The sequence below is a fragment of the Enterobacter sp. J49 genome (genome assembly GCF_002148625.1).
Lineage (GTDB): Bacteria > Pseudomonadota > Gammaproteobacteria > Enterobacterales > Enterobacteriaceae > Enterobacter > Enterobacter ludwigii.
The window spans coordinates 153,616-178,398 of record NZ_MWPY01000019.1 but is presented as its reverse complement, the minus strand read 5'-3'; the positions used below and the strand labels follow the sequence as shown (position 1 = coordinate 178,398).

Genomic DNA, 24,783 nt, shown 5'->3' with positions numbered 1-24,783 from the left:
TGATTACATCGAAATGTTTTATAACAGTAAGCGTCGGCATGGTTCGAGCAATCAGATGTCACCGACAGAATATGAAAACCAGTATTATCAACGGCTCGGAAGTGTCTAGATTATCCGTGGCGATTCATGGCGCTTTGGTAACAGGAATAGAAACAACAGGCTCTACTAGCTCGTTAGCTGGCAATACAGGCGACTCAATGATAATATCAACAGTGTCAATAGGTGCTTCATTTTCTACAATTAACTTAGGTGTACTTACGCTAGCATGATGAACATCCTTAGTATGATCTACAAATCTACCAAATGATTTAAAGTCAATTTTGCATTCAATACATGAAATAGGGCGTCTTAAAAGTGCTGTATCGATCCGTCTTTGTTCGACTTTAGATAAATTGATCTCATCTTGCTTAACTTTTGCCCTGTGCCAGGGATCAGATTTAATCTTTCCCTCATTAAGTAAAGTATTTGATTTAACAATTCGGTTTGTTCTGACAGCAGGAGATTTTTTATCGTTATTGAGTTTATCTAGGGTTGCGCTTAAAATAATTGCTTTTGCTTTCTTAGTTGCTTGGTTTTTAGATAACCCAGACAAAATAAAGTCTTGTATTAACTTTGAATAGTGTTGAGGGTTGTTTTTACGTTTTTGGTAATCTAACTTACGTTTTTGATTGTATATTTCCATTTGTTCAGGAGTCAAAACACCTCCCGCACTACGGATATAATCTGATGTAGCTAACGGCTTCTTGCCGTTCATATTCCTTTTTACTTGCTCTTTACTAACTCTAGCTTTAGGAGCTTCTACACCAAAATCATGACTGCTATCATTTTGAGTGCTGATCAGTACCTTTCTAACATCATCGGGAATAGGCTTACCTTCACGGCTTGCTCTACCCCATGCCTTTATAGCTTCTAAGCGTGTCATTTTCATGCGAGTACCTGAAAAATCTGTAGATATGCACAAGTATATAAACCATTCTTATCAATCGTCTATCCCTGAGATGGCAAGCACTGACGAAATGAAGGCATCACCGTCATGCATAAATCCAATTGAAAAAGTCATAGAAACAGCGTAGGCGTTGTGTCAGTTTCCCTACAAAACGAACCATCATTTTCGAGGACATCTGGCACTCCAACTTCCGCTCCTCGCTCATAGCAGCCTGCTGATGCTGCAGTAGGCTGCTATGAGCGAGGAGCGGAAGTTCACGATTATTTCCACTGCTGATTAAAGCCTTACAAGCATCGCGGTATGTTAGTGAGCTGGGAGCAGATCAATTTCTTTCGCTGAGCCTACATGAATTCTGTAATAGGTACATCAGGCGGGGTCGCCAGAGCTTTACCAATGGCATTTAAGACAGGAATTAGGACATAGATAACATGAGAGTTTTTGGGAACTCCAAAAATGAAATCTTGGAACTCATAACGCTTATCAACAAAATAGTTCTTAACGACGTTGAAGAATTCCAGTAAGTCCGCCGGAGTTTTGATCGAGGTACTTACCTGCAGAACCTCTTGCATCACGCGTTCTTTTAGTTCGTCGCTAAGAGCGTTAAAAAGCAGTTGCAAGTTGTGCTTTTGATACTCTTCAGGAACTACTAGGCGTGAGTGCCAAACAGTTACACGGTTTTCATCATCAAATTCAGCTTGAAAAACCTCCCCATTTTCAACAACACAATCGAATGGTGCTGAAACTCTTTTCACTAGAAATGACTTGAAATAAAGCTCAATTGCAAAAGCTGCATTAGTATATATAACATTTCTCTTGACATCATGCGCGTCAAGATGACCTTTAGAAAGGCTAATCGCTATCTCGCGGAATGCGTTCGCTGTATCGGCAATTTGTTGCGGAAAAACATAGATTGTTGAGTCAAAGCCAGGGTTTTCGTATTCTTTTTGCTTGCGTTTAGACATTGTGGTTTCGCTCCTTGCAAATAAATTTATAAGACTATAGTCAAAACATTATATATGGGGGATTTGTTCAAAACAGTGATATTGGTCTTGCTTGACCTGCTTCATAATGATTAATCGTACTATGAAGTTCTCAAGTTCCGCTTCTGGCACGGAGCTGTCCCTTACGAACCTTCTTTTGCCCGCAAGAAACTATCTAGACAATAATGATGGTACTGGGTTAGCATCTCATTCTGAGGGATTTTCGCTTCGTCCATTTTCATAGGGACTCGGATATGATCGACGAACTTCAAGCCAGCAAATCTTGCTATTTCTACCGCCAAAAAGCTCCAATCACGAAAGTCGCGATCACGGAACTGTTCCGGGATATCAGAAAGGCGCAAACTTCCCCCTCCAACAATTTTTTCTCTTTCATTCGGCAGCCCCACGGAGCATCAATTTGGTCTGCTTTGTGCTTTCAATTCGACAAGGTACCGGCTTTCCTGCCTGGCACTAAAGGCGTGATCGACCGGGTAACCGGATATTTGCTGATAGTCGAGCATCGCGATTATGTTGCCATTTTCAAATCCCAGATCGATATCCCTCCTGATTTCTCGAAAAGGTATTTGCAGCGTATCGGTGCCCAAGATGTCGACCGTGGACTGACGAGTAAGGACTCGGTATTTGCCCGGGTTCGACTCAGGCATATGACTCTGTCCCGCTTTGCATTGCGCAGCAAGACGCTTGAAGGCGAGAACCTTCAGAACAATGTAGGTATGGCATCCTCGGCTCGATTTGCCCCGTTAGGTTACAGCTTCACTGAAGAAGACGAACACTTTTCAACGACGCCGCGCACTGGGCGAATCTCGCTTCGTGCGGATCGTGCAGGCTATTTGGAACTAGTTGATTATGCCTGTCGTATCATCGAACGCTTACAACCTCGTCCTGGAAGACCATCATCCTCCCCTTTCCTAGCAGCTTTCGCACGACCGTTGGAGCTATCAGATCTGGCGGCAAACCCCACCCAATTTGCAGTTGATACCGCCATCCTCGGACAGGCCATCTTTGATGACAAAATCATCCGCTTGGTCAAGCGTGACGGAATGGGCTATCGAGAGCTGCCAAAGGCAGAGGTTGATCTGATACTCGCGGAGCTCACAGATATCTTGCGCGTTGCCAAAAACGCCCATGGCAAGTTGCTGGTGTCACAGCCAGTAACAGGTTTCGAGGTAGGTGAGATCGCGATCAATAAAACGCGAATCGCTCTGAAACGCCTTTCGCTGCCTTTGCTCGCCGATGTATACGTTGAGGACACTCATTTCGCACTTGGCGCGGATGATAATCGCGCCCCGCTTAAGCAGTTCATCGACAAACAGGACACGTTTATCGTCTTGTTTGACCAGCCGAAATTTGCCTATTTAGATGGAAGTCTTTATCAAGACGACACTTTGGTCAATGGTGGCACTCAGTTCTTGGGCTATCTCTTCAGTAATGCAGAGTTAGCAACCGTAACTGATGAGAAAGGTTCCTTTACTGCTGCCCATCGTACTTTCGATCCAAATTCTACGTTCGGGGCAGTACTGTCGACGATCGCTCGAGAAGATGATGTCATAGTCTGCGATGATCTCGGTGATGAATGGGCTGATTTCGTTGGGTTTAGAACGGATCCTGCTTCCCCAAGAGTCACCTTCTATCATGCAAAGCACGGTGAGCTGACACTCGGAGCTGGCGCATTTCACATTTCAGTAAGCCAGGCGATCAAGAACCTAGGCAACCTCACATTGCCCGCTCCAGCCATGAGCAAAAAGTTTACCCGATGGGGGCGACTTTACAGCAATAACAATGTGAGGACAGGTATTCAACGTACATGCCGTGGCACATCTGCTGATTTAAAGACTGCAGTGGAGATTTGCAGGAATGCCCCGCACACCTCAAAACGTGTGGCCATTGTGACTTCATCTCTGAGCAAAGCTGCAGTCGAGCAAACATTTAGGGATATTGAAGCGGGTAATACCCCGAGTCCATACTTTGTCCAGCTATATTGGTTGCTATCATCCTTCTTCGCTGCGTGTACTGAGGTCGGAGCATTCGGGTGCGTAATATGTCAGGAATAAACAAGCGGGATTTGAGGAGCCGACTCATGACTTATAATTGTAAGGCGTTGAGCGGCATATACTCAATATGCTGAAGTAAAGATGTATAATATGGTTAATTCTTCGTAAGGGGAGGGACCATACGGGGGAGGGGTTTATATATGGCTATTAATACGCAGTATTAATACCTAAATTCTTTTATTTAAGGACTAACAGAATAACAGGGTCTGACAACTGATTGTCAGACCAGACATCAGGCAGACAATTAGTTCTTCATCAGCCAGTCCCCCTGACTGGTGATGACGTTAATCTCTGCCACACTGCATGGGCCTTTAATGTAGACGGCAATCTCTTTCCCGTAAGGCAACGTTGCAGGTACCAGTGCTACAGGCTTACTACCTGCGTAGACCGTGGGCATCTTCTGAATAGGGCAATTACCCCGGTTAACGACAACATTGTTAATGGTGACGCTGTCAGTCAATGACTGAACATGAACACGCTGCTGATGTAGATTCGGGTAATACGGATTTTTAACCTGCTCCAGACCAATCCTGACCGGGGCCTCTGCGGCGTGCAGTAGAGGTGAAATCATCAGTGCCACGGCGAGGGCACTCATTGCTGTTTTCATTATTTTTTCCTTATTTTTGTTAGAGCAATAAAGGCTCAGATGCGGGTCAGACATCCTGATTTATCAAACTCAGGCAGAATCTTTGCGGCATTGCTGAAGGTGAAGGTAGTTGAGGTCAGTCCTGTCGCCGTTATATGGATACGATGGGATTTTCTGGCTGCATTCCAGAAGGCTTCGAAGTTACTGCCCCCGGCATCAGAAAATGTATCGTTAATCAGAAACGTGTCACTGTTGTCGGTCTGTGCCTGAACGCTGCGTCCATCATCTCCACCGCTGGCGAGAGTTTTGCCATCGGGTGATGTGTACTGAACGAACACATTGTCTTCCGGCAAACAGGTCAGCAACAGTTCAGCGCCATTTTTGTTTTGTATCCGGTATTCCGTTACGCCCTGCACACTGGTGCGGGTCCACGTATTAGCGGCGGCACTGGCCTGAGAAGACGCCAGTAGCATCAGCACAAGTACGGTCTTTTTCATAATAAAGTGTCCTTAATTATCGGTTTCAGCCACCACTCTCCTGACAAACCGGAAGTGCGGCAAAGAGTGAATGAAATGCGGATCACCGGTCAGTTCACTCACCTGTCTTCTGCGCAGAAACTGCCTTGGCGTCAGGCAGACATCGGTAATGCTTTCCAGCAGAAAGACCTGCAGTTGCCGGGCGTGCTCTCCGACCAGATACCAGCCGTTCTCGAAATAGATCAGGCGGTAAGGTGCGAACCAGCGGTACTGCTGCCCCTCTGCGGTCAGATCCAGCAGAGTTCGTTCCAGAATGGCCTGTGTGATACGCCAGAAACTGCCGAAGGGACCGGGCTTGCGCTCCGGTGGAGACTGCCAGACGATAAAAGGTGGCTCTATCGAGCTGTCAGTCAGCACCGATATCAGCCGGTTATCCATCGCCGGGAACAGCTGTTCCGTGCGGGTTACTCGTGCAAAATGCAGAATGTCCCGGTTGGTGCGCAGCCCTTCGTGCTGGTGGGCCAATGACCAGCAACCCTGCTGGTATGTCAGTTCCAGACAGCTCAGGCGTTCACGAAAATCCCGGCGCAGGGTGCGCTCCGAGATACGAAACTCTTGTGACAACCCCCTGACTGACAACCGTTCCCCCATCAGCAGGCGACTGATGATGATCGCCAGCCGTGATGCCATGCGATCGTGCTGCTTTTCTTCCGCAGACATAGTGAAGGGTTTCCGTTGATTACAGTGATTTGTATAGATATTGCTGACGAAGACAAGCGACCAATAGGCAGGCTGGAACCGTAACCCGCCGTGCCGGGCCTGCCATATCGGCAATCAGCCAACCGGTGCTCAGGGCGATACCAACCGGACCGGCCAGTACACTGATAGAGCGTGTCAGGGTCAGATAAGTCACGATGGGGAGTGTGCGCCCCAGTACCACCTTCGCAAGCGTACTGAGCATCACAACCGATAGACGATAGGCTGCAAAACCGGAAGACCGGACAGCAGTCTGTATCGCCATCAGTATCAGCGGCACCGTTGGTGCGGTCAGTTCCGTGCCCATGCTGTCAGCAAACTCCCGCAGCTCAGCCCGGGACATTTCGCTGAGGCTTTTTTCGAGCATCTTCATCAGCAGGGAGAGCTCAATGGTTTCGGTTGCCTCCTCCTTCCTGTATTTCACGCCTGTATGCTCACAGACATCGCATAACACTTCCCGGTACAACACGCCTTTTCCGCCTCTGAACATACTGGTGATACTGCTGGCACCGAAGGTCTGGATTTCAGCCGCTATCTCCTGCCAGTAATTACGGTGGGCCGGGTAAAAGCGCTTGTAGTTGTCACTGCCGGAAAGTGTTTCAGCCCAGCGCAGACTTTTATCCCGTGGGTCATGGGTAATGAGGTTGACCAGTAAATCCAGGTCCTCATTGTCACAGTGCGCCAGGAACTGCAGGTCAGCGTCAACGCGATATGTGGCCATCTATTTCTCTTGTGTCAGTGTCGTCAGGAAAAAACGATAACAAACACGACTGCACGGGCATGGCCGCAGAGGCATAAAAATCAGTGGGTTAAATGGAGTGAAGCGGACAGGTGGTGTCCGAAAAAGAAATACGAAAGATTATGCTGCGCAGGGCGGTGCTGGTGGTGGAAGAAACAGACGGATTGCCAGTTGCCCTGTCAGGCGGGTGATGAGCCAGGCGGCCGTGCCACTCACAGCCCCACCCAACAAAGAGACCAACAGACTTTCTTTCAGTGAAAGACCGCCATAACTGACGCGTAGTCCATCGCGCATGGTGGGCAGCAATGCAGCTTCAGCCTCTGGTAATGTCATTGCTTGATTCAACAGGCGAGTGGCAATACCACTGATGGCATCCGCGCAGATATCTCCGGCAACCGCACCCCAGCAGAGCAGTCGTACCCGTGGGTCATCTGTGCGATGCCCGCCAGTGATGGCAACCGCCGCGCATAGTCGCATCTGAATAAACAGCGTAGAACAGACATCGGCTGTTACGCTCAGTGGCAATAACGCGCTTCCCGCCAGGCCACAGGCAAAACCAGAGCCACATGCTTTGATGGATTCATACATCACGAGGGATTCCGCCACATCACGGGGGCTTTTGCCTGGCTGCCGGTAGCTGGCAGCCAGCATAGTTGCTGAATCGGTGATGGTTGTGCCTTCAACAGCCAGGGTATACATCTCGTCAAACAGCTTACGTAAGACATTGATATCCAGACTAACCTCCTTAACGACAGCCTCTGTTGGCTGTCGCTAAGGTGATATGTGTCTGTGTTTTTTTTATTTGCGGTTTTTAAGGTGGAGAAGGAACAGTCATTTCTCTCTGTCGTATAAGGACAGCAGCCGACGTCTACTTTTTCATCAGGCTGTAGGCATCTTCGATGAGCCGTTCAAGTGTTTCATTCATTTTCATCCCCCGTTCTTTAGCAAGCTGGCTGAGTTTCTCTTTTGTCCGGGGAGCGATATACGCCTGGAACAATTTCCGCTGCTTTTGTTCAGCCCGGAACTTCCGCTGACTCCAGGCTCGCCGGAGTTCATGTATAAAGAGTTTTCGGGTGTCCGGTGGGCATTCCCATACCTGGTACAGGCTATCCAGGAGTGCTCGGCGATCGCTGTCGGATGTTGCACTGAATCTGTACCAGTTTATACCGAACATTTTGTTTGTTACATACGACCAGCACCACTCAATGGCGTCACTGTTGCCGCCATCAAGGAAATCAAAAGGCGACTTTTTCATTTCCGCCCGCTGGTTCAGGGCTTCCCACATACGCCGGAGTTTATCCGCTTCGCCGTGCTTAATATGACGTTCAACAAGCCAGTGGTCAAAAAAGGCAGTGACTGCTTCCAGCAACCCTTTAGGGCTTAATTCAGGCTCAGGAATACCGGTGTCGCTGTAAAATGGCGGAATATCCGCAGGCATATGCTCAGAATCGACAAAGGTGGGGTGATACACACTGACATTAGCCTGGAAGTGTGAATTGGGAGGCAAGGGGAACGGTTTGTTTTGATTCTTGATATAGCACCACGCCCAACAGGCTGCTTTTTTATCTTTCAGCCATGACAGGGCTGACTCCTCGATAAGATAGGAAGCCGATGTTTCTTTCACTGCCTGATTAAACGCCTGCATCCCTTCATCCCTGAAACGGCTGCGTCTGGCATAGCGCTTCACCAGCGTGATTAACTCCAGGCGATTGTTGTACGGCTGCTGAATAAAAAGGTAGCGATTTCTTTCCCGTGCAGGAGAGCTGTTGCTGGGGTTAATGAAGACGAGATCAGACATATCAGCTCCCGCCTCTGCTAGGGTCACCAGTGCCATTCTCAGCTTTCTAATATCAAACTTATTAATCACGCTGTCATCAATCTGTGGCACTTCATCCGTCGCAGATTGAGTATCAATATCGTTGTTGTCAGGTATCTTTTTCGGTTCAGGTCGTTCGAGCCCCAGATCTGCCGGGGATGGAATATGGACGTTCGGGTACGTGCTAACCAGCTCCTTCTGAGCGCTGTTTACCGCCTGCGCAAGACCATCACTCTGGTTACTGTTTTGTGCTTTTTTATTCCGTTTGTTATTTCTCGACATCCTTAGCCTGCCTTCATCAGTTTACTCACCTAATAATTACATAGTAATAAACATGACTGATTACATTCAATAATAATGACTGTAATGATGATGCTTTTATGATGGTATTAATGAATTTTTTATGCATTTTATATTATCTTTTTTACTCAACCAATCAATAACATACTCATCATTGATCGCATAATAAAACCTGCAAAGCTCATTTTTTCACAGTAGTGAATTCGATGTATACCGCTTCAGGTATCCCCTGAAGAAGGTAGCGCTCTGAAGCTCCAGGTATTTCTTGACCAGCTTTGCCAATCCCTTGAGGAAGTGTCGTCGCCCTCTCCACTGGTTATCGACACCTCCCGCCACATTGTCATTTCAAGGGAGTACATCAGATGCCAGCATCAGCACCCGTCAGTCTGCTCAGTGACCAGATGGTCGACATGAAATTCATCACCGCCTTCACCGGTCTCACAGATAAATGGTTCTACAAGCTCATCAAGGAGAAGAAGTTTCCGAAGCCGATAAAGTTAGGTCGTGCATCACGCTGGTTTAAAAGCGAGGTGGAAAAATGGCTGAAAGAACGCATCGAAGAATCACGTGAAGAGGAGCAGCCCGAAGAAAAATAACTCCAGAGTGATAAAACCCACGAAGACAATGGCATCGGATGAATAAAACGCATGCGTGCCGATGCTTTTGAGCAGGAGGAAAACGCGGGTTTATTATTATAAATAAAAGATAAACAAAGAGATAAACAGGTAAGTAAACAGATATCCCTTCCTCATCAGATAAACACATACCCCTTGTGATCTGAGCAGGCTATTTCCCTCTGGAGGGAATAGCCCTGTCATTCAGATGACACAAACCCATATTCGAGAACAACCCCATGAATTCAACATACCTGCTTAATGCCAGTTACGCAGAGCGCACCCGTCAGGTCTTTGATGCGGCAACTGAGCAGTATCCCCGGCTGGCTGTATTCCGTGCTGACTTACGTTTCCCTGTTGAAGGTACAGGACGCAGGGATGAGCGTGTTATCTCACGCTTCATCGATTCACTGAAAACCCATATGGCATCACTGTTTAGCGCCAAACGACAGGCAGGCATCACCTGTGACCACCCCACTTCACTGCGTTATATCTGGTGTCGTGAATACGGACTGCAAAGTGGTAACCGCCATTATCATGTTGTATTGCTGCTCAACAAAGATGCCTTCCACCAGTTGGGGAGCTTTGATCCTCCTGAGAGCAGGAAATTGCCTTCCCTGGCGAACCTGATTCAGAAGGCCTGGTGTAGTGCGCTGTCACTCCCCTGGCCGCAGTACGCTTCACGGGTCCGGTTTCCGGATGGTCAACCCATCTGGATTGAACGGCGGAACAACCAGGATGAGCCCTCGCAATATTCCAGAGCATTTGAGTGGGCACTGTATCTGAGCAAGGAGACCAGCAAGCGATATGGTGACGGACGTTCCTTTGGTTGCAGCCAAGATAATCCCTCGCTTATCGGCAGTCGTCGTAAGCCTCGCTAAGGATCTGAATCCCCATCCGACTGTTAGCGGAATGCGTTAATGGTCGCTTCACTTTTCTCACTCAATTGCACCTGAGCCCGTTCTCTGGCGGTGCTCTGTCACGCCTGCTAAGCAGGCAGGAGTTTCATCATGCAAATGACCCCGCAATACCTTGCCATTAACGCTGCTGGAAAATACTCCACCTCATGGAACGCTATAGATGTCCCAAAACAAACTTAGTTTTGTACATCCTGTCTCAGTAAGCTTCGTCTGCATAAATCATCTAATGGACTCGAAGCGTGTTTTACCCATGACCTTATGTGCCTGACGCCTTCAAAAGCGGAGAGTTGCCCCTACATCGCAGAAGAAAGAAAAAAGCATGATCGCTTAGCTTATCTGCGACAAATCGTGGAGCAGCTCCCACTGTATACGAATCAGGGGAAGGACTGGCGTTGCGTGCTTTGCCAGCAGGATTATCACGGGCATAAATTCTGTGTGATTTGCGGCAGCGGAATTTACAGTATCGAAGACGTATCGACGGCATTGCCGGTATACAGCCCTCGCCCCTGTTCACGATTTATATTAACCGGCGAGTCAGACGATCTGGAGACCCCGGACATTCTGTCATCGCTGTATTGAGGCTGACATGAAGAAATATCAAAGACAAAAGTCCCTGACGACTTTGGCTATGAGCATACACGGCCGAATCATCACAGCGGAAAAGGCCAGGCTAACGGCAGAATGCTCCTGCTTTTGTCTACACTGCCGCTGCCCATTGTTACTTTACGGCCGTGAGCCACATCTGCCTGCGTACTTCCGCCATGACCCACGTACTCTCACTGCGAAACACGTGGAGTTATGCGCTGAAGCTGATCTGCCAGAAATACAGGAAAATCCATGTGCCCCCATGGTGTGGTGGTTCTGCCTGCTGTGCCACCGACAACACTTTGGAAACAGGCGCTGTGCCATTTGCGATTCGGGACTGCATTGCATCAAGGCGTCAGAAATCTTTGCGAAAGAATCATCTGATGCCTCTTCAGCCGGATTTAACTGGTAAGCGTCAGTTATTTTTTACATCAATGCTTATCGTATGGGGTGATATAAATGCAACATATGGTTAAGCATTGTCCACGATGCAGTGTCGTTCGCAATAATTTTTGTATTGGTTTGGGGCATTTGACAAATGATACAGGGGTCATAATTTGCTGAGAGTTATCGATTAATAGGAACCTTAGTTAAGCCAACTCGACGATCTCCCATATTTGTCATTTCTTTGCCAGCCCAATTGTTACCAACGTAAAAAAACGTAGTTTGAACGGCAAAATTAAATTTCAACTCACAAAATACTATGTAAATCAGTAAGTCGTGATATTATCTTACGTTACCATTATACCCAGAGTCACAGCCATGATCCGCTGCCACCTCGCCAGAATGATGGGCGAACACAAATTGCGCATTGCAGACGTTGCCAGGGAAACTGGGCTCAGCCGCGCTACAGTGACGTTGCTCTATAAAGAGACGGCACAAAAGGTAGATCTAAATGCCATTAAGCAGATCTGCGTACTGTTTGATTGCACTGTCGGTGAGCTATTGGAATTGATACCAAGCCCAAATGACCAAGGAGCGGCCTAATGGCCTCTGAAGCAGATACTCGAGCGAACTATATTGATCCAGCTTTGGTTTCAGCTGGTTGGCTATCGAGCAACATCAGCCGGGAGCATTACTTCACCGACGGTAGAATGATGATAGGTGGTATGCGTGGGCGGCGTTGTTTTGTGGATTATCTGCTTCATAAAGACAGTCGCTATTTGGCAGTGGTGGAAGCTAAAAAAGAATCCGAGCATCCTACGAAAGGCCTGCAACAAGCCATCGACTACGCTAAGAAGCTTTGCGTTCGCTTCGTCTATTCAAGCAACGGTAAACAAACCTACGAATTCGATTTGGAAACAGGCAAAGGCGACTACATTGAGTTCTATCCAACACCAGTAGAGCTAGAAAAACGCTATACCAGTGAAACTACCGGATTAAGTCAAGAACTAAGAAACATCCCGTTTCACTTGGAAGGAGCAATGCAACCACGTTATTACCAGGAACTGGCAGTCCATGCCGCTACAGACGCAATCGGTGAGGGCAAATCCCGAATCTTGCTCACATTAGCTACTGGTACTGGTAAAACATTCATTGCCTTCCAAATCGTTCACAAAGTATTTCAGGCTCGCTGGAACCGCGACAACCCCGGTTCGCGCAGACCGCGGATTCTGTTTCTAGCCGATCGTAATATTCTTGCGGACCAAGCCATTAACACTTTCAACCCCTATGAAAAAGATTTGATTAAAATTAATGGGGAGGAAGTTCGCAAGCGCAATGGCGTGGTGCCAACCAACGCACACATCTTTTTTGCGATCTATCAGGCGATTGCGGAACGTGAAAACATTGATGGCTACTATAAAGCCTATCCCACAGATTTCTTTGACATGGTATTGATTGATGAATGTCACAGAGGTGCTGCCAATGAAGCAGGTTCCTGGCGAGCCATTCTTGATCACTTCAGCTGCGCCGTGCATTTGGGTTTGACTGCCACACCAAAACGCACGGACAACGTGGACACCTATGAATACTTTGGCCAGCCTGCCTATGAGTATTCACTAAAGGACGGTATCAACGACGGTTTTCTCACACCATACCGGGTTAAGCGCATTAGAACTAATTTGGATGAATTAGTACTCACCAAAGATGATGTCATCGTCGAAGGCGAGTCTAGTCAAGATTTATATCAGATCGAAGACTACGATCGCAAAATCATTGTAGATGAACGCACTGAGTTGGTTGCGAAAGCTATTTTGCAAGACATCGCCCCACTGGATAAAACTATTGTCTTCTGTGAAAACCAAAATCATGCGCTAACCATGCGCGACATGATCAACAAACACAAAGCAGTTAAAGACCCGTATTACTGTGTGCGAGTCACCAGTGACGAAGGCAAGGTCGGTCGCGAACTACTGGAAAGATTTCAGGATAACGACAAAAACATCCCTACTATTATTACCTCATCACAAATGCTCACTACCGGCGTTGATGCCCGTAACGTGCGCAACGTAGTGTTGGATCGAACCATAGGCTCAATGGTCGAGTTCAAACAGATTGTTGGTCGTGGTACCCGTGTGTTCGATGGTAAAGACTACTTCACCATCTTGGATTTTCGCGGTGCGACTAATAACTTCTATGACGAAGAATGGGATGGAGAGCCCCAAACTCCCGAGCCGGGCGGAACCAGAGAACCAACGCCGCCGCCCTGTTCCCCCGAGCCACTAGAAGATGGAGACAGGACAGAAACTGAACCAAGCGAACCACGCCCACGACTGAAAGTAAAACTCGGTAAACACCGTGAAATCAAGGTCATCGATATAGAAACCCGCTATATCGACGAGAGCGGTAAGCCTCTCTCGATTCAGGAGTTCGTCGAACGGCTAATTCAACAATTGCCAGGACTATTCAAAAGTGTCGATGAACTCAGAGATATCTGGTCAGACCCTGACCTGCGCCAACAACTGCTGGCCAAGCTGGTACAGGCAGGCTTTGACAATGAGCAGCTATTCGCCCTGCGTCGCATGTTCGAGGCCGATGAATGCGACATATTCGATCTACTGGCTTTTTTAGCATTTGAGCAACCCATGGCCACCCGAAAATCAAGAGTGGAGGCTGTGAGGACTAATAACGCATTCTTCGATCAATACGAACAGGAAAAAGCCAAGAAATTCCTGCATTTTGTCCTGAACCGCTATGAACAAACCGGCACTACAGAATTGGCACGAGAGTGCCTGCCAACCCTAATTGAACTTTCCGGCCTCGGCACTATAAAAGATGCGTCCATGGCATTTGGCGGCAGACCTGCACAATTGCTCGCAGCATTCAAACAACTACAACACCAGCTTTATCACGTGAGCTAACTAATGGAACTGAACTTATCCCCTAACCCATTACATCGATATGCACAGACCCTACGCATCGATAAAGTCGCAACGCTGATTGGTGAGAACGGCTCTGGTAAATCCAGTATCTTACAGTCAGTATTTGAACAACGGTTAACAGGCCGAGATCACGAAAACCTTAAGATCGTGTGCTTCTCCTCCGGACAGAATGAGAACTACTCCGCAAAGTTCAGTGCCTATTTAAAAAAAGAAAGGCATGCTGGGCGCGGCCTCAATCTTGACTGCTTCTATTTCGACAAATCATGGTCAAAGCTGCTGATCTTTTTAGCTACCGCAATCAAACGGAATGGCAAGGTACGCTCTTTTCTGGTTGAAAATGATTATGTTAACGAGTCGCCAGACAAAGACGATATCAGCACAATCTTCAAATGTGCCTTTAAAGTGGATAAAAACTACATCGTTCGCGTGCAGGATGCGCTTAAGCGTGAAGAAAGCGGTGTAGCCGATACATTACGTGGAACGCCATACTTTCGCTCCCTAGAAAGCTTTATTACCAACCTGATATCTCGTGAATACGAGTTTGAGGAACCTCTAAGAAAACGAACCGTTAATCTCACAGCCAACGGGTTAATCCGAGTTTCCTTCGATTACCTAAGGCAAATTCAGGCCGGGGATGATCAAGTTGAAGCGGGTCAGCCAAATGCCCAAGCAATGGTTACTAATTGGGACCCGGAAGTGGCTTTTTTTACGCAAGCAGCCGATAACAACTACTTTATCGATAAGTCGCGTTGCCAACTCCTATTTAACAACAATCTTGAGTTGGATCAATTTAGCGATGGCGAATACCAACTCCTGTTTTTGTATGCGCTAATTGACCTCTTTGACTCTGACAGCACATTGTACTTGTTTGACGAAGCAGACTCTCATCTTCACTATAAAAATGTCGAAAAACTTTGGGCGCTTCTACACAGCATAAGAGGTCATGCAATCACAACGACACACTTGCTCGATTCCATTTCGGCAAAAGAGAATCGTATTGAGCACCTGAAAGTCGTAGAAAAAGGCAGGATCAGCGAAGACAATAAGATCAAACAGTTGATCAATCGTCTGAGTGTACTTTCACGCGCAAAATCCGTTGAGTTTGAGGTATGTGGCAAGCTACCAAATATAGCGTTGTTAGACGATTACAACGATTGGGTTATCTTTACCAAACTTGCAGCACGTGCAGGATTAGATATAGATCAGCTATCTACAGTGTATGCTATGAAAAAGTCTTCAAGCTATACAACGGCAAGCGAGACCTTTGGTAAACGTAAGATCGATTGGCTACATAGTCTGAGCAAGATAGAGTCTCCTCTGCTCACAACCAAAATATTTATGATTTGCGATCGGGATGAGGCAGTATTGGATTGGAACGCGGCCAATGGTGTACAAGTGAACGGACAAATATACCGTGACTTGCTCAATGCAGTTCAGTGGCCGCAAAGAATGAGGGTGGCACCATATTTACTTGCGTGGAAGCGCAGAGAAATCAAAAACTATTTACTCTCATACACTGCTTTGGCGCATCACAATCTTCTCAGTCAAATCAACAATGGTGATATTGCTCAGCGCAATCATCTACAGCCAAACAACCCTAATGATAACGACGATATTCGCAGGCTCAACGTTAAAGATACAATTAACCCGCTAATTAATACCACCGAAGGTTTAGATCCTGACAAACTACAGACCTATATCGATCTGATTCCGCCTGCCGAAATCAGCGAAGACATCACTAATATGTACAATTTTATTATCGGAAAACTCTAAGCATGTCACTACAACAAAAAATTGGTCGCATTACCGACATTCTGCGCCGTGACGATGGTATCAGCGGTGCCATGCATTACACAGAACAAACCTCCTGGGTATTGTTCTTGAAGTTTCTCGATGATTACGAGTCCGAAAAAGAAGAAGAAGCAGTATTGTCCGGCAAAGACTATCAACCCGTATTGGATAAGGAACACCGCTGGGCAACCTGGGCTTGCCCCAAAACTATCGATGGCAAGCTGGATTTGGCGCGCGCCAAAACAGGAGATGACCTTACCGATTATGTGAACAGTCAGCTTTTCCCATACCTGAAAAGCTTCGCCAACGTAACCGTAAATGGCGCAGACCCAAAGTCGTTCAACTACAAAATTGGCGCGATATTTCAGTATCTGGATAACAAAGTGGCCTCAGGTCATACCCTGCGCGAAGTGCTGGATATTGTGGATAGCCTGAACTTCCAGTCTGAGTCCGATTTATTCGAGCTTTCTTTGGTCTACGAAGGCTTGTTGCAAAACATGGGCGATGCCGGGGGTTATGCGGGTGAGTTTTATACCCCTCGCCCTGTAGTGCGCGCCATGGTGCAGGCTATAGACCCCAAGCCCGGTGAGAGCATTTACGACGCGGCAGCAGGTTCATGCGGTTTTTTGGTCGAAGCCTTTGAACACTTGAAGAGCAAAAAGAATGAACTCTCCACCAAGCAATGGGATTTCATTCAGCGCGATACTTTCTTCGGCTATGAAAAAACCTCGCTGGCGTATGTCATGGGTATGATGAATATGATCCTTCATGGCATCGAATCACCCAACCTGTTCCGTGGTAACACCTTGACCCAAAATATTCGCAATATTCAGGAAAAAGACCGTTACAGCATTATTCTGGCCAACCCGCCGTTTGGCGGAAAAGAAAAATCGCAGATTCAGCAAAACTTCCCCATCCAAAGTAACGCAACCGAGTTGCTGTTTTTACAGCATTTTATGAAGACCCTGAAAAGCGGGGGCAAGGCGGCGATTGTAGTGCCAGAAGGCGTGTTATTCCAAACCAACAGCGCATTTAAGCAGGTAAAACAAGAACTGCTGGAAAACTTTAACCTACATACCATTTTAAGCTTGCCTGCTGGGGTTTTTTTGCCGTATTCCGGCGTGAAAACCAACGTGTTGTTTTTTGAACGCAGCGGCGGCACCAGCGATGTCTGGTATTACGAGTGCGAACCAGAGCAAAAACTCACCAAGAACAAACCGATCACTGATGACCACCTGAAAGAGTTTGTTGCGCTGTATAGCAGACGGGAAACCACAGAGAATTCGTGGACGGTTTCAGCCAGCAAGTTGACTGAAGAGTATGACTTATCTGCCAAAAACCCAGCCAAACAGAAAGACGCCGAACACTTAGCGCCAAGCGATATTCTTAAGAAAATTCGCGCCAAGGAAAAACTGATATCTGATCTGCTGGATGAAATTGAAAATCTGTTGGAGGATAAATAAGCATGGAGCAGGTTTTATATCAATTACCGGTTGGTTGGGAGTGGCGCGCTATAGATGAAATCGCCCTGATTGGCGCTGAACGAGGATTTACGCCAATTCCAGACGTGGAGGGAAAGATCCCATTCGTTGGCATGACTGACATTGATCAAGACACAGGCCAAAAAAATACTTATGAGTTGCGAAATTTTGATGATGTAAAAAAGGGTTATACAAAATTCCAACGCAATGCTGTGTTATTCGCAAAAATTACACCATGCACAGAAAATAATAAAACTGCTTTAATAGATAAAATTGACGGTGGGTTCGCAACTACTGAAGTTTACCCAATTCATGCATTTGAGTGTGTTGAACCAAAGTATCTGTTGCACTTCTTTCGTTCGCCTTCTGTTCGCAGCTTCCTAATAGGCCAAATGGAAGGCGCAACTGGTAGACAACGAGTTCCTTTAAAAGCCCTAAAAAATGTTAGTGTTCCGATGTGCTGGCTTTCAGAACAAAAACGCATCGTCGAAAAACTCGATGCATTACTCACCCGTATCGACGTCGCCATTGAGCATTTACAGGAAAACGCCTCGCTTGCTGATGCGCTCTATGCAAGCGAACTCAATAATATATTTAGTTCTGGTGATGATAAGTGGCCATTAAGAAAATTAAATGAAGTTGCTGAAGTGGCGCGTGGAAAGTCTAAGCATAGGCCTCGCAATGACAAATCATTGTTTGGTGGTGATTATCCGTTCATACAAACGGGTGATGTACGAAATGCACAAAAATACATCACAACTTTTTCAAACAGTTATAATGAGAAAGGGTTTCAACAAAGTAAGTTGTGGCCAAAGGGCACTATCTGTCTAACAATAGCAGCCAATATTGGGGATGTTGCAATTCTAGGAATGGATGCATGTTTTCCTGATAGTGTTGTTGGTATTTCGTCTTCGGAGTTAGAAACCGATTACCTTTATTACTTCCTAACAACACTTCAGCAGCAACTGGACAGTAAAGCGAATGCCGCAGCACAGAAAAACATCAATCTAAAAATCCTATCCGTAATAGAAATTCCAGTTCCCCCTCTTAAAGAGCAAAGGGACATTGTGCGTAAGATCAATGCTGTCGACCAAATGGCTGTAAGAGTGAAGGCTGAAATCTCTGAAAAAATAACAATGATGCAGCAACTGAAAGCATCAATTCTCGATTCCGCCTTTAAAGGCGAGCTCTAAGGAGAGAGCATGGCTAAACTATTGCCCGAAGATTTCAGCCCTGAAGAGCTGAATATTGAGATTGAAGAATTATTCCCTAACTGCACGGAGATATTTTATCTTCCGAGCCCCCATGAGCTAGAAGATGCAGGAATAGATACGAAAGTTCCGAGTCAGCACAAAAGTAAGATTGCAATTTTTAGCGGTCAGGATGGTTTTATCTCGATCTTTCCCATATATACCTTACCTACCCATCCTCAATACTTAAAAAATAAGTATGAAAGAATACATCAAATTGATATTGAAATTGATTTTCACTCAGCACCTTACACAAAAGAAGAGGTCGTTGAATGCTTGCAACTTTTGCCGGCAGGTTTTATCAAAGACATTCGCTATGGTTTGGGGTTGACAAAAGAATATCGTGCGATAATTTCAGCCATTGAAGAGCATACTGAGTATCAATGTCTTCTTATTAATAAGGAAAAAACTGGCGGTACTGATTATGAATATTTTAATCTAAATTTGTATGATTATGATGAAATGCGCCGCGCTTGTAACCGCATAACAGAAAGAGCTCGGAAAGTTGCGCGTATAACGAAGGCAGCCGCCACCTACAACCATATTGCTTATCAATTGGGTGTTGAGCAAAAACCGTTACTTGCCGACAATGATCACATTAGCAAGATGCTTCGGATCAAGATAACGGATACTGACAAGCAAGCCGCAATGAGTATGGTTACGGAAGACAAATCAGTAGTAAAACAAACTGACTCACTCACCTTGGCCAAGTTGAAAAATGACATCGAATTGGTCTCATTAGAGCGTTTGATTGGTTCTTATGAAGACTTGCTAAACCAAAAGACTAAAGAAGATACCTGGCAGAAACTCTTCAATCAGAACCCATTTATCTTAAGTCTTGCCTTCGGCTACCCAGCAATAAAAATATCAGACCAGGCAAGTGTTGGCGGCAAACGTTTGACTGGTGATGGCGAAAAAATCACGGACTATCTAATAAAAAATGGTATAACGAACAACTTAGCTCTCATTGAAATCAAAAAACCTTCTTCCGACCTACTGAACAAAAAGCCCTACAGAGGCTCAGTTTATTGCGCCTCCACAGAACTTACCGGATCTGTAACACAAGTACTCGATCAGTGTTATCAGCTACAGCAAAACATCGCAACGATAAAGAATAACAATCGAATTTATGACATTGAATCATACGCTGTTCACTGTATTTTAGTAATTGGCACAATGCCGAGTGATGAAGACGAGAAGAAGTCTTTTGAGATGTATCGACGTAATTCGAAGAACGTACAAATCACTACATTTGATGAGCTCTTACTCAAGTTAAAGCAACTGCATGAGTTTCTCGACAATAGTGATGAATAAAGAGGAGGCTGCGCCGTGAGTCTACAAACAAATTTAAAAGGCCGTTTACGGAATACTTCATTACCTAAGAGTCACGGCCTAATGCCAGTATTTGAGGCGGTGGTAAACTCCATTCATTCTATTGAAGAGACTAAGAACCCCCTTAACGGGAAGATCGTTCTTCGCATCAATCGCACTACTCAAGGCAGCCTAGATTTAGACGCAAAATCCCAATCGCCAATTATCGGCTTCACTATAATTGATAATGGCTGTGGATTTGATGAAGCCAACTTTAAGTCATTTGAAACCCTAGATTCTGACCACAAAATTGACAAAGGGTGCAGGGGTGTTGGCCGCCTGATGTGGCTCAAAGTGTTTGGTCTGGTCGAAGTGGAAAGCCACTTTTTCGATATTGATGGTGAGCTTAAAAAACGCATATTCCGCTTCGACGATAAATCGGGAGTCCACGATGAAAAGGTTGTAGAAGCCACATACCAAAAACCTGGCACTATTATAAAACTGCTTGATTTTGATGAAAACTTTCGAAAGCAGGTCCCTGCAAAAGGCCAGTCCATAGCCAATCAGCTGCTGGAACATGTTCTATGGTATTTTGTACGGCAGGGAAGCGCACCCAAGATACTTTTAGAAGACACGGACGAGGTGTTTGACCTCGATCTTTTGCTCCAAGAACATATGCATGCCAGCGCCTTTCTCGAAACAATAACAATTCGTGACCACCAATTCGAATTAACTCATATCAAATTTCGTGCGTCCGTTAATAAAAAACACCAACTGGCACTCTGCGCAGCTAATCGACTGGTTAAAGAAGAGTCCATTCAAGGAAAAATTCCTGGACTGTACGGAAAAATTTCTGACGTTTCCGGTGAGTTTACTTATACATGTTACATATCTTCCGACTACCTGAATCAACATGTGCGCAGTGAGCGTACCTCGTTTGATATTGCTGAAGATGTTGAGGACATGCTCAACGAAGTAAGCTTCAAAGACATTAGGGAAGCCGTGTTGATTCGTACCAAAGAGTACCTGCAAGATGTTTTGGCAGAAAACGTGTCGGCTGGCCGCAAACGAGTGGATGATTTTATCAACAATCATGCTCCACGCTATCGCCCCATTGCCAATTATGTTGCAGAAGAGCTATTGATCGTTGACCCAGAAAAATCAGATAAAGAGCTGGAACTACACCTGCATGCTCAGTGGTATGAAGTGGAGCGTCAGTTGGTGAGCGAAGGCCATGACATCATGCTACCTCAGAATAAGGAGCATGTAGAAGAATATAAAGAACGGTTAGGCGACTACCTACGCAAAGCAGGGGACCTTAAGAAATCAGATCTTGCCAATTACGTTTCACACCGCAAGGTTATTATCGATCTGTTACAAAAATCTATTGAGCGACTAGAGGACGGAAAGTACGCCCGTGAAGATATGATTCACGAACTAATCATGCCTATGCGCAAGGATTCCGTCGAGGTTTTCCTAGACTCTTGTAACCTTTGGCTAATCGATGAGCGCTTGGCATTTCATAACTATTTGGCTTCTGATAAAACGCTCAATTCGATGCCAATCACTGGCAATGAATCAACCAAAGAGCCAGACTTACTCAGCCTAAGAGTATTCGATAATCCCCTTCTTGTTAACGACCAGATCAGCTTTCCACTTGCAGCCATTACCATTATCGAAATCAAACGCCCCATGCGTAATGATATGCGAGAGGGTGAAGATAAAGACCCTATTGATCAAGCACTCAGTTATTTAGAGCGGATACGCGAGGGTAAAGTAACTACAAAATCCGGTCGCCCAATTCCGGGCAATAATGAAATACCGGGCTATTGTTATGTGCTTTGTGACATTACTGAATCCATGCACCGGCGCTGTCGTCGAGCCAATCTGCGGATTACATCTGATGGCATGGGCTATTTCGGTTATAACGAACCTTCCCATGCCTATATCGAAGTGATTAGTTTTGATCAATTAGTAAAAGCGGCCAGAGAGCGTAACCGGGCATTCTTCGACAAGCTTGGATTGCCTTCCGCTTGAATCGGTAAGGGGGGGGGTGAGCAATAGAATTTGCTGTATTGCTAATGTCAGGCCGCACTGGTGATACAGGATTACAAATTCTTGCATCTTGCTTTATTAAAACACTAGCCCTTCAGCAATCGATATTTTGGAGCAATAACGTTGATAAACTGAATTATTCCATTTTTCATAGTTAGATTTAGGCCTGAATTATCAATTTTTCTAAAAAATGACTTCATGTCTGAGCCACACAATATACGACCACAAGTTACTGTAATAAAATAATAAAAAGTGAGGTAAGGATCGATATCGCACAATATCGATCTTTATCAACCCTAGGACTAAAAGACGCTTAGCCATCTTTACGGCCAGGCGTCCTTTTATTTAGCTTCCCAACTTTACAAAGTAAATTTTACTGAGCGGAACTATCGCTCTGTCGATTCACTCTATCAATCTTCGAAAAATCAAACGGACTAACCCCCTTTTCCCGATTAGCATCCAGATAATCCGCCCACCACTGCAGCATCAGCCTCCTCTCTCCCAGATGCTCCGCCTTATGGATGTAAGCCGCACGCACAGAGTTACGTTCCTGATGACTCATCTGACGCTCTACTGCATCCCTCGACCACAATCCAGATTCAATTAGAGAACTACACGCCATCGTCCTGAATCCATGCCCACATACTTCTGTTTTCGTGTCGTAGCCCATGACTCGTAGTGATTTATTAACAGTGTTCTCACTCATAGGCTTACGCGGATCATGGTCACCAACGAAAATCAGCTCTCGGTTTCCACTCATGCTTTTGATCTTTTCCAAAATAGCGAGAGCTTGTCGCGACAACGGAACAAGATGCGGGGTCTTCATCTTAGAGCCACGCTGAGAGTGTTTAACGCCTTCCAACGGTTCACGCTCACCAGGAATCGTCCACATAGCCGTATCAAAATCCACCTCTGACCAGCGAGCAAAACGTAGCTCGCTTGAACGGATGAAAACTAACAAAGTGAGTTCCACGGCCAACCGGGTTAACAGCCTGCCGGAGTAGTGATCAATGCGATGAAGTAATTCAGGAATGCGATTAAGCTCTAGCGCAGCTCGATGTTGACGTTTAGCTGTGGCGACCGCTCCAGCGATCTCTTGTGCGGGGTTGTAATCGATTAAACCGCTCTGCACGGCAAATCGCATAATTGCTGTTGTTCGTTGTTGAAGACGTGCTGCCACCTCAAGACGTCCAGATGTCTCTACGGCTTTGATGGGAATAAGTAAATCTCGGGTCTTTAGTTCAGTGATATTCCGCTCACCAATTGCAGCAAAGAGATTATCTTCGAGGCTTTTTAATACACGAGCACTATGTGATGCAGACCACTTCTGATTGCTGGCATGCCAGTCTCTGGCAACCACTTCAAACGTTATCGCCTCTTGCTCCTGCTCTACCTTAACGGCTTTCTTGTTCTCACTGGGATCGACGCCATTAGCTAACAGCTTACGGGCTTCATCCCGGCGTGCTCGGGCATCCGCCAGCGACACTTCAGGGTATTTCCCAAGCGCCAGCATCTTCTCCTTACCGCCAAAACGATAACGAAGCCGCCAGTATTTTGAGCCGTTGGGGTGAACCAGCAAAACCATGCCATCGCCGTCAGTAAGCTTATAGGCTTTTGCTTCAGGCTTAGCCGAACGAACCTTCACATCACTCAGAGCCATGATGAGTATCCTTTCAAAGGTTCTGTGTGGGTACAAACATTATCGAACCGGGATATACCCGCAGTTGTACCCACATCAGTAAGTTGATGTAGATTGAATCAGGTTGACTTACGTTGAGTGAAAAAGCGAGGAAAGCCTTGCGGATACTGGATTTCAGGCACAAAAAAAGACGTCCGTTGACGTCTATTGATGTTCCGATGGTGCCGAAGGCCGGACTCGAACCGGCACGTATTTCTACGGTTGATTTTGAATCAACTGCGTCTACCGATTTCGCCACTTCGGCACTGAAGGGGATGCGGAAACGTTGTGGATTATACCTGTCGCGCGCCGCCATGCAAGCGGCGACGCGCTAAACCTACGCTAAGTGCCCAAAAAACCAGCGCCCTGTCATTCTACCTCGGAAACCGCCAGCCGAATCACGCCTGCCGACTTCTGCTCTGGCAGCGCCAGCACCTTCGCCCACATCTCCTGCACCATGTCGCAGGAGAGCTTCTCTTTGCCCACCGCCTTCTCCGGCATCTGCAGCAGCTGGATGTCCTCGCCGTACTTGTCGGCCAGCGTTTTCATAATCGGGCGGACATCCGTCACCGCGGCTTCGCGTTCTTCCGGGGTCACGGTGTGGCGATTTTTGCCGTAGGCCGCGCGCATCATGTCGGCGTCGGCCTGCATGCGCCGCGTCATCAGGTCTTTATCCAGCATGCGCATCGGGTTGACGCCCCCTTTTACCGCCGGGTAGAGGAAACGGAAACAGGCGTCGTCGCTCACCTTCTGGATGGCGGCGGTCTGCTCCATGTTGATCGTCATATAGTTCACCACGTTAGCGTCCGGCGCGTTTTGCAGACGCGACATCTGCAGATGCAGGATCTGCGGCTGGATGGTGTCGATAATCTTCTGCTCCGGCTCGCCGGCTTTTTGCAGGGCCGCCATCTGGTCAAGAATGCGCTGATGAAGCACAGGCTCCTGCTCTTTAATCACCTGCCAGGCGGGCATTGCGTTGAGGGTGGTATCAAGCTGCTGTTCGGGGGTGTGCTGGCGTTGTTTGTCGAAGTAGACCCAGAACGCCACGACGGCGGCCAGGAGAGTCACCACGACTATACGGATCCACGTTTTATTCATCTCGCA

General features: G+C 46.5%; 22 protein-coding genes, 1 tRNA gene and 1 pseudogene. 13 read left to right on the top strand and 11 right to left on the bottom strand.

What is annotated here, in order from left to right:
- A partial coding sequence (locus BJP35_RS03210) for an IS3 family transposase (protein ID WP_143349615.1) occupies window positions 1-109 on the top strand: 109 nt, incomplete at its 5' end.
- Between the two features lie 15 nt (window positions 110-124).
- Here the strand turns inward: BJP35_RS03210 and BJP35_RS03205 are convergent.
- Window positions 125-928: a hypothetical protein gene (locus tag BJP35_RS03205; RefSeq protein WP_086462899.1), complete on the bottom strand. Its 804-nt coding sequence runs from the start codon at window positions 926-928 to the stop codon at window positions 125-127.
- A 359-nt stretch (window positions 929-1,287) separates the two neighbouring features.
- The gene (locus BJP35_RS03200) at window positions 1,288-1,908 is read right to left on the bottom strand and encodes a hypothetical protein (RefSeq protein ID WP_057101764.1); all 621 of its coding nucleotides are present in this window, start codon (window positions 1,906-1,908) and stop codon (window positions 1,288-1,290) included.
- Window positions 1,909-2,180: 272 nt separating this feature from the next.
- Here BJP35_RS03200 and BJP35_RS24515 point away from each other — a divergent pair, with 272 nt between their 5' ends.
- The gene (locus tag BJP35_RS24515) at window positions 2,181-3,998 is read left to right on the top strand and encodes a hypothetical protein (protein WP_204375255.1); all 1,818 of its coding nucleotides are present in this window, start codon (window positions 2,181-2,183) and stop codon (window positions 3,996-3,998) included.
- 244 nt (window positions 3,999-4,242) lie between these two features.
- Here BJP35_RS24515 and BJP35_RS03190 read toward each other — a convergent pair whose 3' ends face one another.
- The 6 genes from BJP35_RS03190 to BJP35_RS03165 all read right to left on the bottom strand — a co-directional run bounded on the left by BJP35_RS03190 (window position 4,243) and on the right by BJP35_RS03165 (window position 8,653).
- Window positions 4,243-4,605 carry a hypothetical protein gene (locus BJP35_RS03190; RefSeq protein ID WP_057101763.1) on the bottom strand — a complete coding sequence of 121 codons (363 nt, stop codon included), beginning with the start codon at window positions 4,603-4,605 and terminating at the stop codon, window positions 4,243-4,245.
- 35 nt (window positions 4,606-4,640) lie between these two features.
- Window positions 4,641-5,081 (bottom strand): hypothetical protein, encoded by a 441-nt coding sequence (locus BJP35_RS03185; protein ID WP_057101762.1) that lies wholly within the window; start codon window positions 5,079-5,081, stop codon window positions 4,641-4,643.
- A gap of 12 nt (window positions 5,082-5,093) precedes the next feature.
- Entirely contained in the window at window positions 5,094-5,780 is a 687-nt protein-coding gene (locus BJP35_RS03180; protein ID WP_086462898.1) for a WYL domain-containing protein, read from the bottom strand.
- A gap of 19 nt (window positions 5,781-5,799) precedes the next feature.
- Entirely contained in the window at window positions 5,800-6,537 is a 738-nt protein-coding gene (locus tag BJP35_RS03175) for a DUF3944 domain-containing protein (RefSeq protein WP_057101760.1), read from the bottom strand.
- 138 nt (window positions 6,538-6,675) lie between these two features.
- Complete coding sequence (locus BJP35_RS03170; protein ID WP_057101759.1) at window positions 6,676-7,254, bottom strand: hypothetical protein; 579 nt, start codon at window positions 7,252-7,254, stop codon at window positions 6,676-6,678.
- Window positions 7,255-7,423: 169 nt separating this feature from the next.
- On the bottom strand, window positions 7,424-8,653 hold the full coding sequence (locus BJP35_RS03165; RefSeq protein ID WP_057101758.1) for a hypothetical protein: 1,230 nt from the start codon (window positions 8,651-8,653) through the stop codon (window positions 7,424-7,426).
- A gap of 380 nt (window positions 8,654-9,033) precedes the next feature.
- On the opposite strand from BJP35_RS03165, the gene BJP35_RS03160 reads away from it, so the two are divergent.
- The 11 genes and pseudogenes from BJP35_RS03160 (at window position 9,034) to BJP35_RS03115 (ending at window position 21,983) form a co-directional block, all read left to right on the top strand.
- Window positions 9,034-9,267, top strand: coding sequence for an AlpA family transcriptional regulator (locus BJP35_RS03160; RefSeq protein WP_057101757.1), 234 nt, complete (start codon window positions 9,034-9,036; stop codon window positions 9,265-9,267).
- 257 nt (window positions 9,268-9,524) lie between these two features.
- The gene (locus BJP35_RS03155; RefSeq protein WP_057101756.1) at window positions 9,525-10,166 is read left to right on the top strand and encodes an inovirus Gp2 family protein; all 642 of its coding nucleotides are present in this window, start codon (window positions 9,525-9,527) and stop codon (window positions 10,164-10,166) included.
- Window positions 10,167-10,400: 234 nt separating this feature from the next.
- Window positions 10,401-10,784, top strand: a pseudogene (locus BJP35_RS24810) (putative zinc ribbon protein); the annotation flags it as partial.
- A 7-nt stretch (window positions 10,785-10,791) separates the two neighbouring features.
- The gene (locus BJP35_RS24805) at window positions 10,792-11,202 is read left to right on the top strand and encodes a putative zinc ribbon protein (RefSeq protein ID WP_143349614.1); all 411 of its coding nucleotides are present in this window, start codon (window positions 10,792-10,794) and stop codon (window positions 11,200-11,202) included.
- A 350-nt stretch (window positions 11,203-11,552) separates the two neighbouring features.
- Window positions 11,553-11,777 (top strand): helix-turn-helix transcriptional regulator, encoded by a 225-nt coding sequence (locus tag BJP35_RS03145; RefSeq protein WP_057101755.1) that lies wholly within the window; start codon window positions 11,553-11,555, stop codon window positions 11,775-11,777.
- On the top strand, window positions 11,777-14,092 hold the full coding sequence (gene hsdR, locus BJP35_RS03140) for an EcoAI/FtnUII family type I restriction enzme subunit R (protein ID WP_057101754.1): 2,316 nt from the start codon (window positions 11,777-11,779) through the stop codon (window positions 14,090-14,092). The genes BJP35_RS03145 and hsdR overlap by 1 nt, the downstream gene beginning before the upstream one ends.
- Before the next feature lie 3 nt (window positions 14,093-14,095).
- Window positions 14,096-15,886 carry an AAA family ATPase gene (locus BJP35_RS03135; protein WP_057101753.1) on the top strand — a complete coding sequence of 597 codons (1,791 nt, stop codon included), beginning with the start codon at window positions 14,096-14,098 and terminating at the stop codon, window positions 15,884-15,886.
- A gap of 2 nt (window positions 15,887-15,888) precedes the next feature.
- Complete coding sequence (locus tag BJP35_RS03130) at window positions 15,889-17,367, top strand: N-6 DNA methylase (RefSeq protein WP_057101752.1); 1,479 nt, start codon at window positions 15,889-15,891, stop codon at window positions 17,365-17,367.
- Window positions 17,368-17,369: 2 nt separating this feature from the next.
- Window positions 17,370-18,578 carry a restriction endonuclease subunit S gene (locus BJP35_RS03125; protein ID WP_057101751.1) on the top strand — a complete coding sequence of 403 codons (1,209 nt, stop codon included), beginning with the start codon at window positions 17,370-17,372 and terminating at the stop codon, window positions 18,576-18,578.
- A 9-nt stretch (window positions 18,579-18,587) separates the two neighbouring features.
- Window positions 18,588-19,949 (top strand): Shedu immune nuclease family protein, encoded by a 1,362-nt coding sequence (locus BJP35_RS03120; protein ID WP_057101750.1) that lies wholly within the window; start codon window positions 18,588-18,590, stop codon window positions 19,947-19,949.
- Window positions 19,950-19,964: 15 nt separating this feature from the next.
- Window positions 19,965-21,983: an ATP-binding protein gene (locus BJP35_RS03115; RefSeq protein WP_057101749.1), complete on the top strand. Its 2,019-nt coding sequence runs from the start codon at window positions 19,965-19,967 to the stop codon at window positions 21,981-21,983.
- 391 nt (window positions 21,984-22,374) lie between these two features.
- Here BJP35_RS03115 and BJP35_RS03110 read toward each other — a convergent pair whose 3' ends face one another.
- The 3 genes from BJP35_RS03110 to BJP35_RS03100 all read right to left on the bottom strand — a co-directional run bounded on the left by BJP35_RS03110 (window position 22,375) and on the right by BJP35_RS03100 (window position 24,777).
- A complete protein-coding gene (locus BJP35_RS03110) occupies window positions 22,375-23,661 on the bottom strand; it encodes an integrase arm-type DNA-binding domain-containing protein (protein ID WP_057101748.1) in 1,287 nt (428 codons plus the stop codon).
- A 198-nt stretch (window positions 23,662-23,859) separates the two neighbouring features.
- Window positions 23,860-23,944, bottom strand: a tRNA-Leu gene (locus BJP35_RS03105).
- Window positions 23,945-24,048: 104 nt separating this feature from the next.
- Window positions 24,049-24,777, bottom strand: a complete 729-nt coding sequence (locus BJP35_RS03100; RefSeq protein ID WP_014168419.1) for a hypothetical protein — start codon at window positions 24,775-24,777, stop codon at window positions 24,049-24,051.
- Window positions 24,778-24,783: the final 6 nt, after the last annotated feature.

Excerpts from the sequence above, each read along its gene's own strand:
- BJP35_RS03205 (WP_086462899.1), bottom strand. The coding sequence starts at position 928 with ATGAAAATGACACGCTTAGAAGCTATAAAGGCATGGGGTAGAGCAAGC.
- BJP35_RS03200 (WP_057101764.1), bottom strand. The coding sequence starts at position 1,908 with ATGTCTAAACGCAAGCAAAAAGAATACGAAAACCCTGGCTTTGACTCA.
- BJP35_RS24515 (WP_204375255.1), top strand. The coding sequence starts at position 2,181 with ATGATCGACGAACTTCAAGCCAGCAAATCTTGCTATTTCTACCGCCAA.
- BJP35_RS03190 (WP_057101763.1), bottom strand. The coding sequence starts at position 4,605 with ATGAAAACAGCAATGAGTGCCCTCGCCGTGGCACTGATGATTTCACCT.
- BJP35_RS03185 (WP_057101762.1), bottom strand. The coding sequence starts at position 5,081 with ATGAAAAAGACCGTACTTGTGCTGATGCTACTGGCGTCTTCTCAGGCC.
- BJP35_RS03180 (WP_086462898.1), bottom strand. The coding sequence starts at position 5,780 with ATGTCTGCGGAAGAAAAGCAGCACGATCGCATGGCATCACGGCTGGCG.
- BJP35_RS03175 (WP_057101760.1), bottom strand. The coding sequence starts at position 6,537 with ATGGCCACATATCGCGTTGACGCTGACCTGCAGTTCCTGGCGCACTGT.
- BJP35_RS03170 (WP_057101759.1), bottom strand. The coding sequence starts at position 7,254 with ATGTATACCCTGGCTGTTGAAGGCACAACCATCACCGATTCAGCAACT.
- BJP35_RS03165 (WP_057101758.1), bottom strand. The coding sequence starts at position 8,653 with ATGTCGAGAAATAACAAACGGAATAAAAAAGCACAAAACAGTAACCAG.
- BJP35_RS03160 (WP_057101757.1), top strand. The coding sequence starts at position 9,034 with ATGCCAGCATCAGCACCCGTCAGTCTGCTCAGTGACCAGATGGTCGAC.
- BJP35_RS03155 (WP_057101756.1), top strand. The coding sequence starts at position 9,525 with ATGAATTCAACATACCTGCTTAATGCCAGTTACGCAGAGCGCACCCGT.
- BJP35_RS24805 (WP_143349614.1), top strand. The coding sequence starts at position 10,792 with ATGAAGAAATATCAAAGACAAAAGTCCCTGACGACTTTGGCTATGAGC.
- BJP35_RS03145 (WP_057101755.1), top strand. The coding sequence starts at position 11,553 with ATGATCCGCTGCCACCTCGCCAGAATGATGGGCGAACACAAATTGCGC.
- hsdR (WP_057101754.1), top strand. The coding sequence starts at position 11,777 with ATGGCCTCTGAAGCAGATACTCGAGCGAACTATATTGATCCAGCTTTG.
- BJP35_RS03135 (WP_057101753.1), top strand. The coding sequence starts at position 14,096 with ATGGAACTGAACTTATCCCCTAACCCATTACATCGATATGCACAGACC.
- BJP35_RS03130 (WP_057101752.1), top strand. The coding sequence starts at position 15,889 with ATGTCACTACAACAAAAAATTGGTCGCATTACCGACATTCTGCGCCGT.
- BJP35_RS03125 (WP_057101751.1), top strand. The coding sequence starts at position 17,370 with ATGGAGCAGGTTTTATATCAATTACCGGTTGGTTGGGAGTGGCGCGCT.
- BJP35_RS03120 (WP_057101750.1), top strand. The coding sequence starts at position 18,588 with ATGGCTAAACTATTGCCCGAAGATTTCAGCCCTGAAGAGCTGAATATT.
- BJP35_RS03110 (WP_057101748.1), bottom strand. The coding sequence starts at position 23,661 with ATGGCTCTGAGTGATGTGAAGGTTCGTTCGGCTAAGCCTGAAGCAAAA.
- BJP35_RS03100 (WP_014168419.1), bottom strand. The coding sequence starts at position 24,777 with ATGAATAAAACGTGGATCCGTATAGTCGTGGTGACTCTCCTGGCCGCC.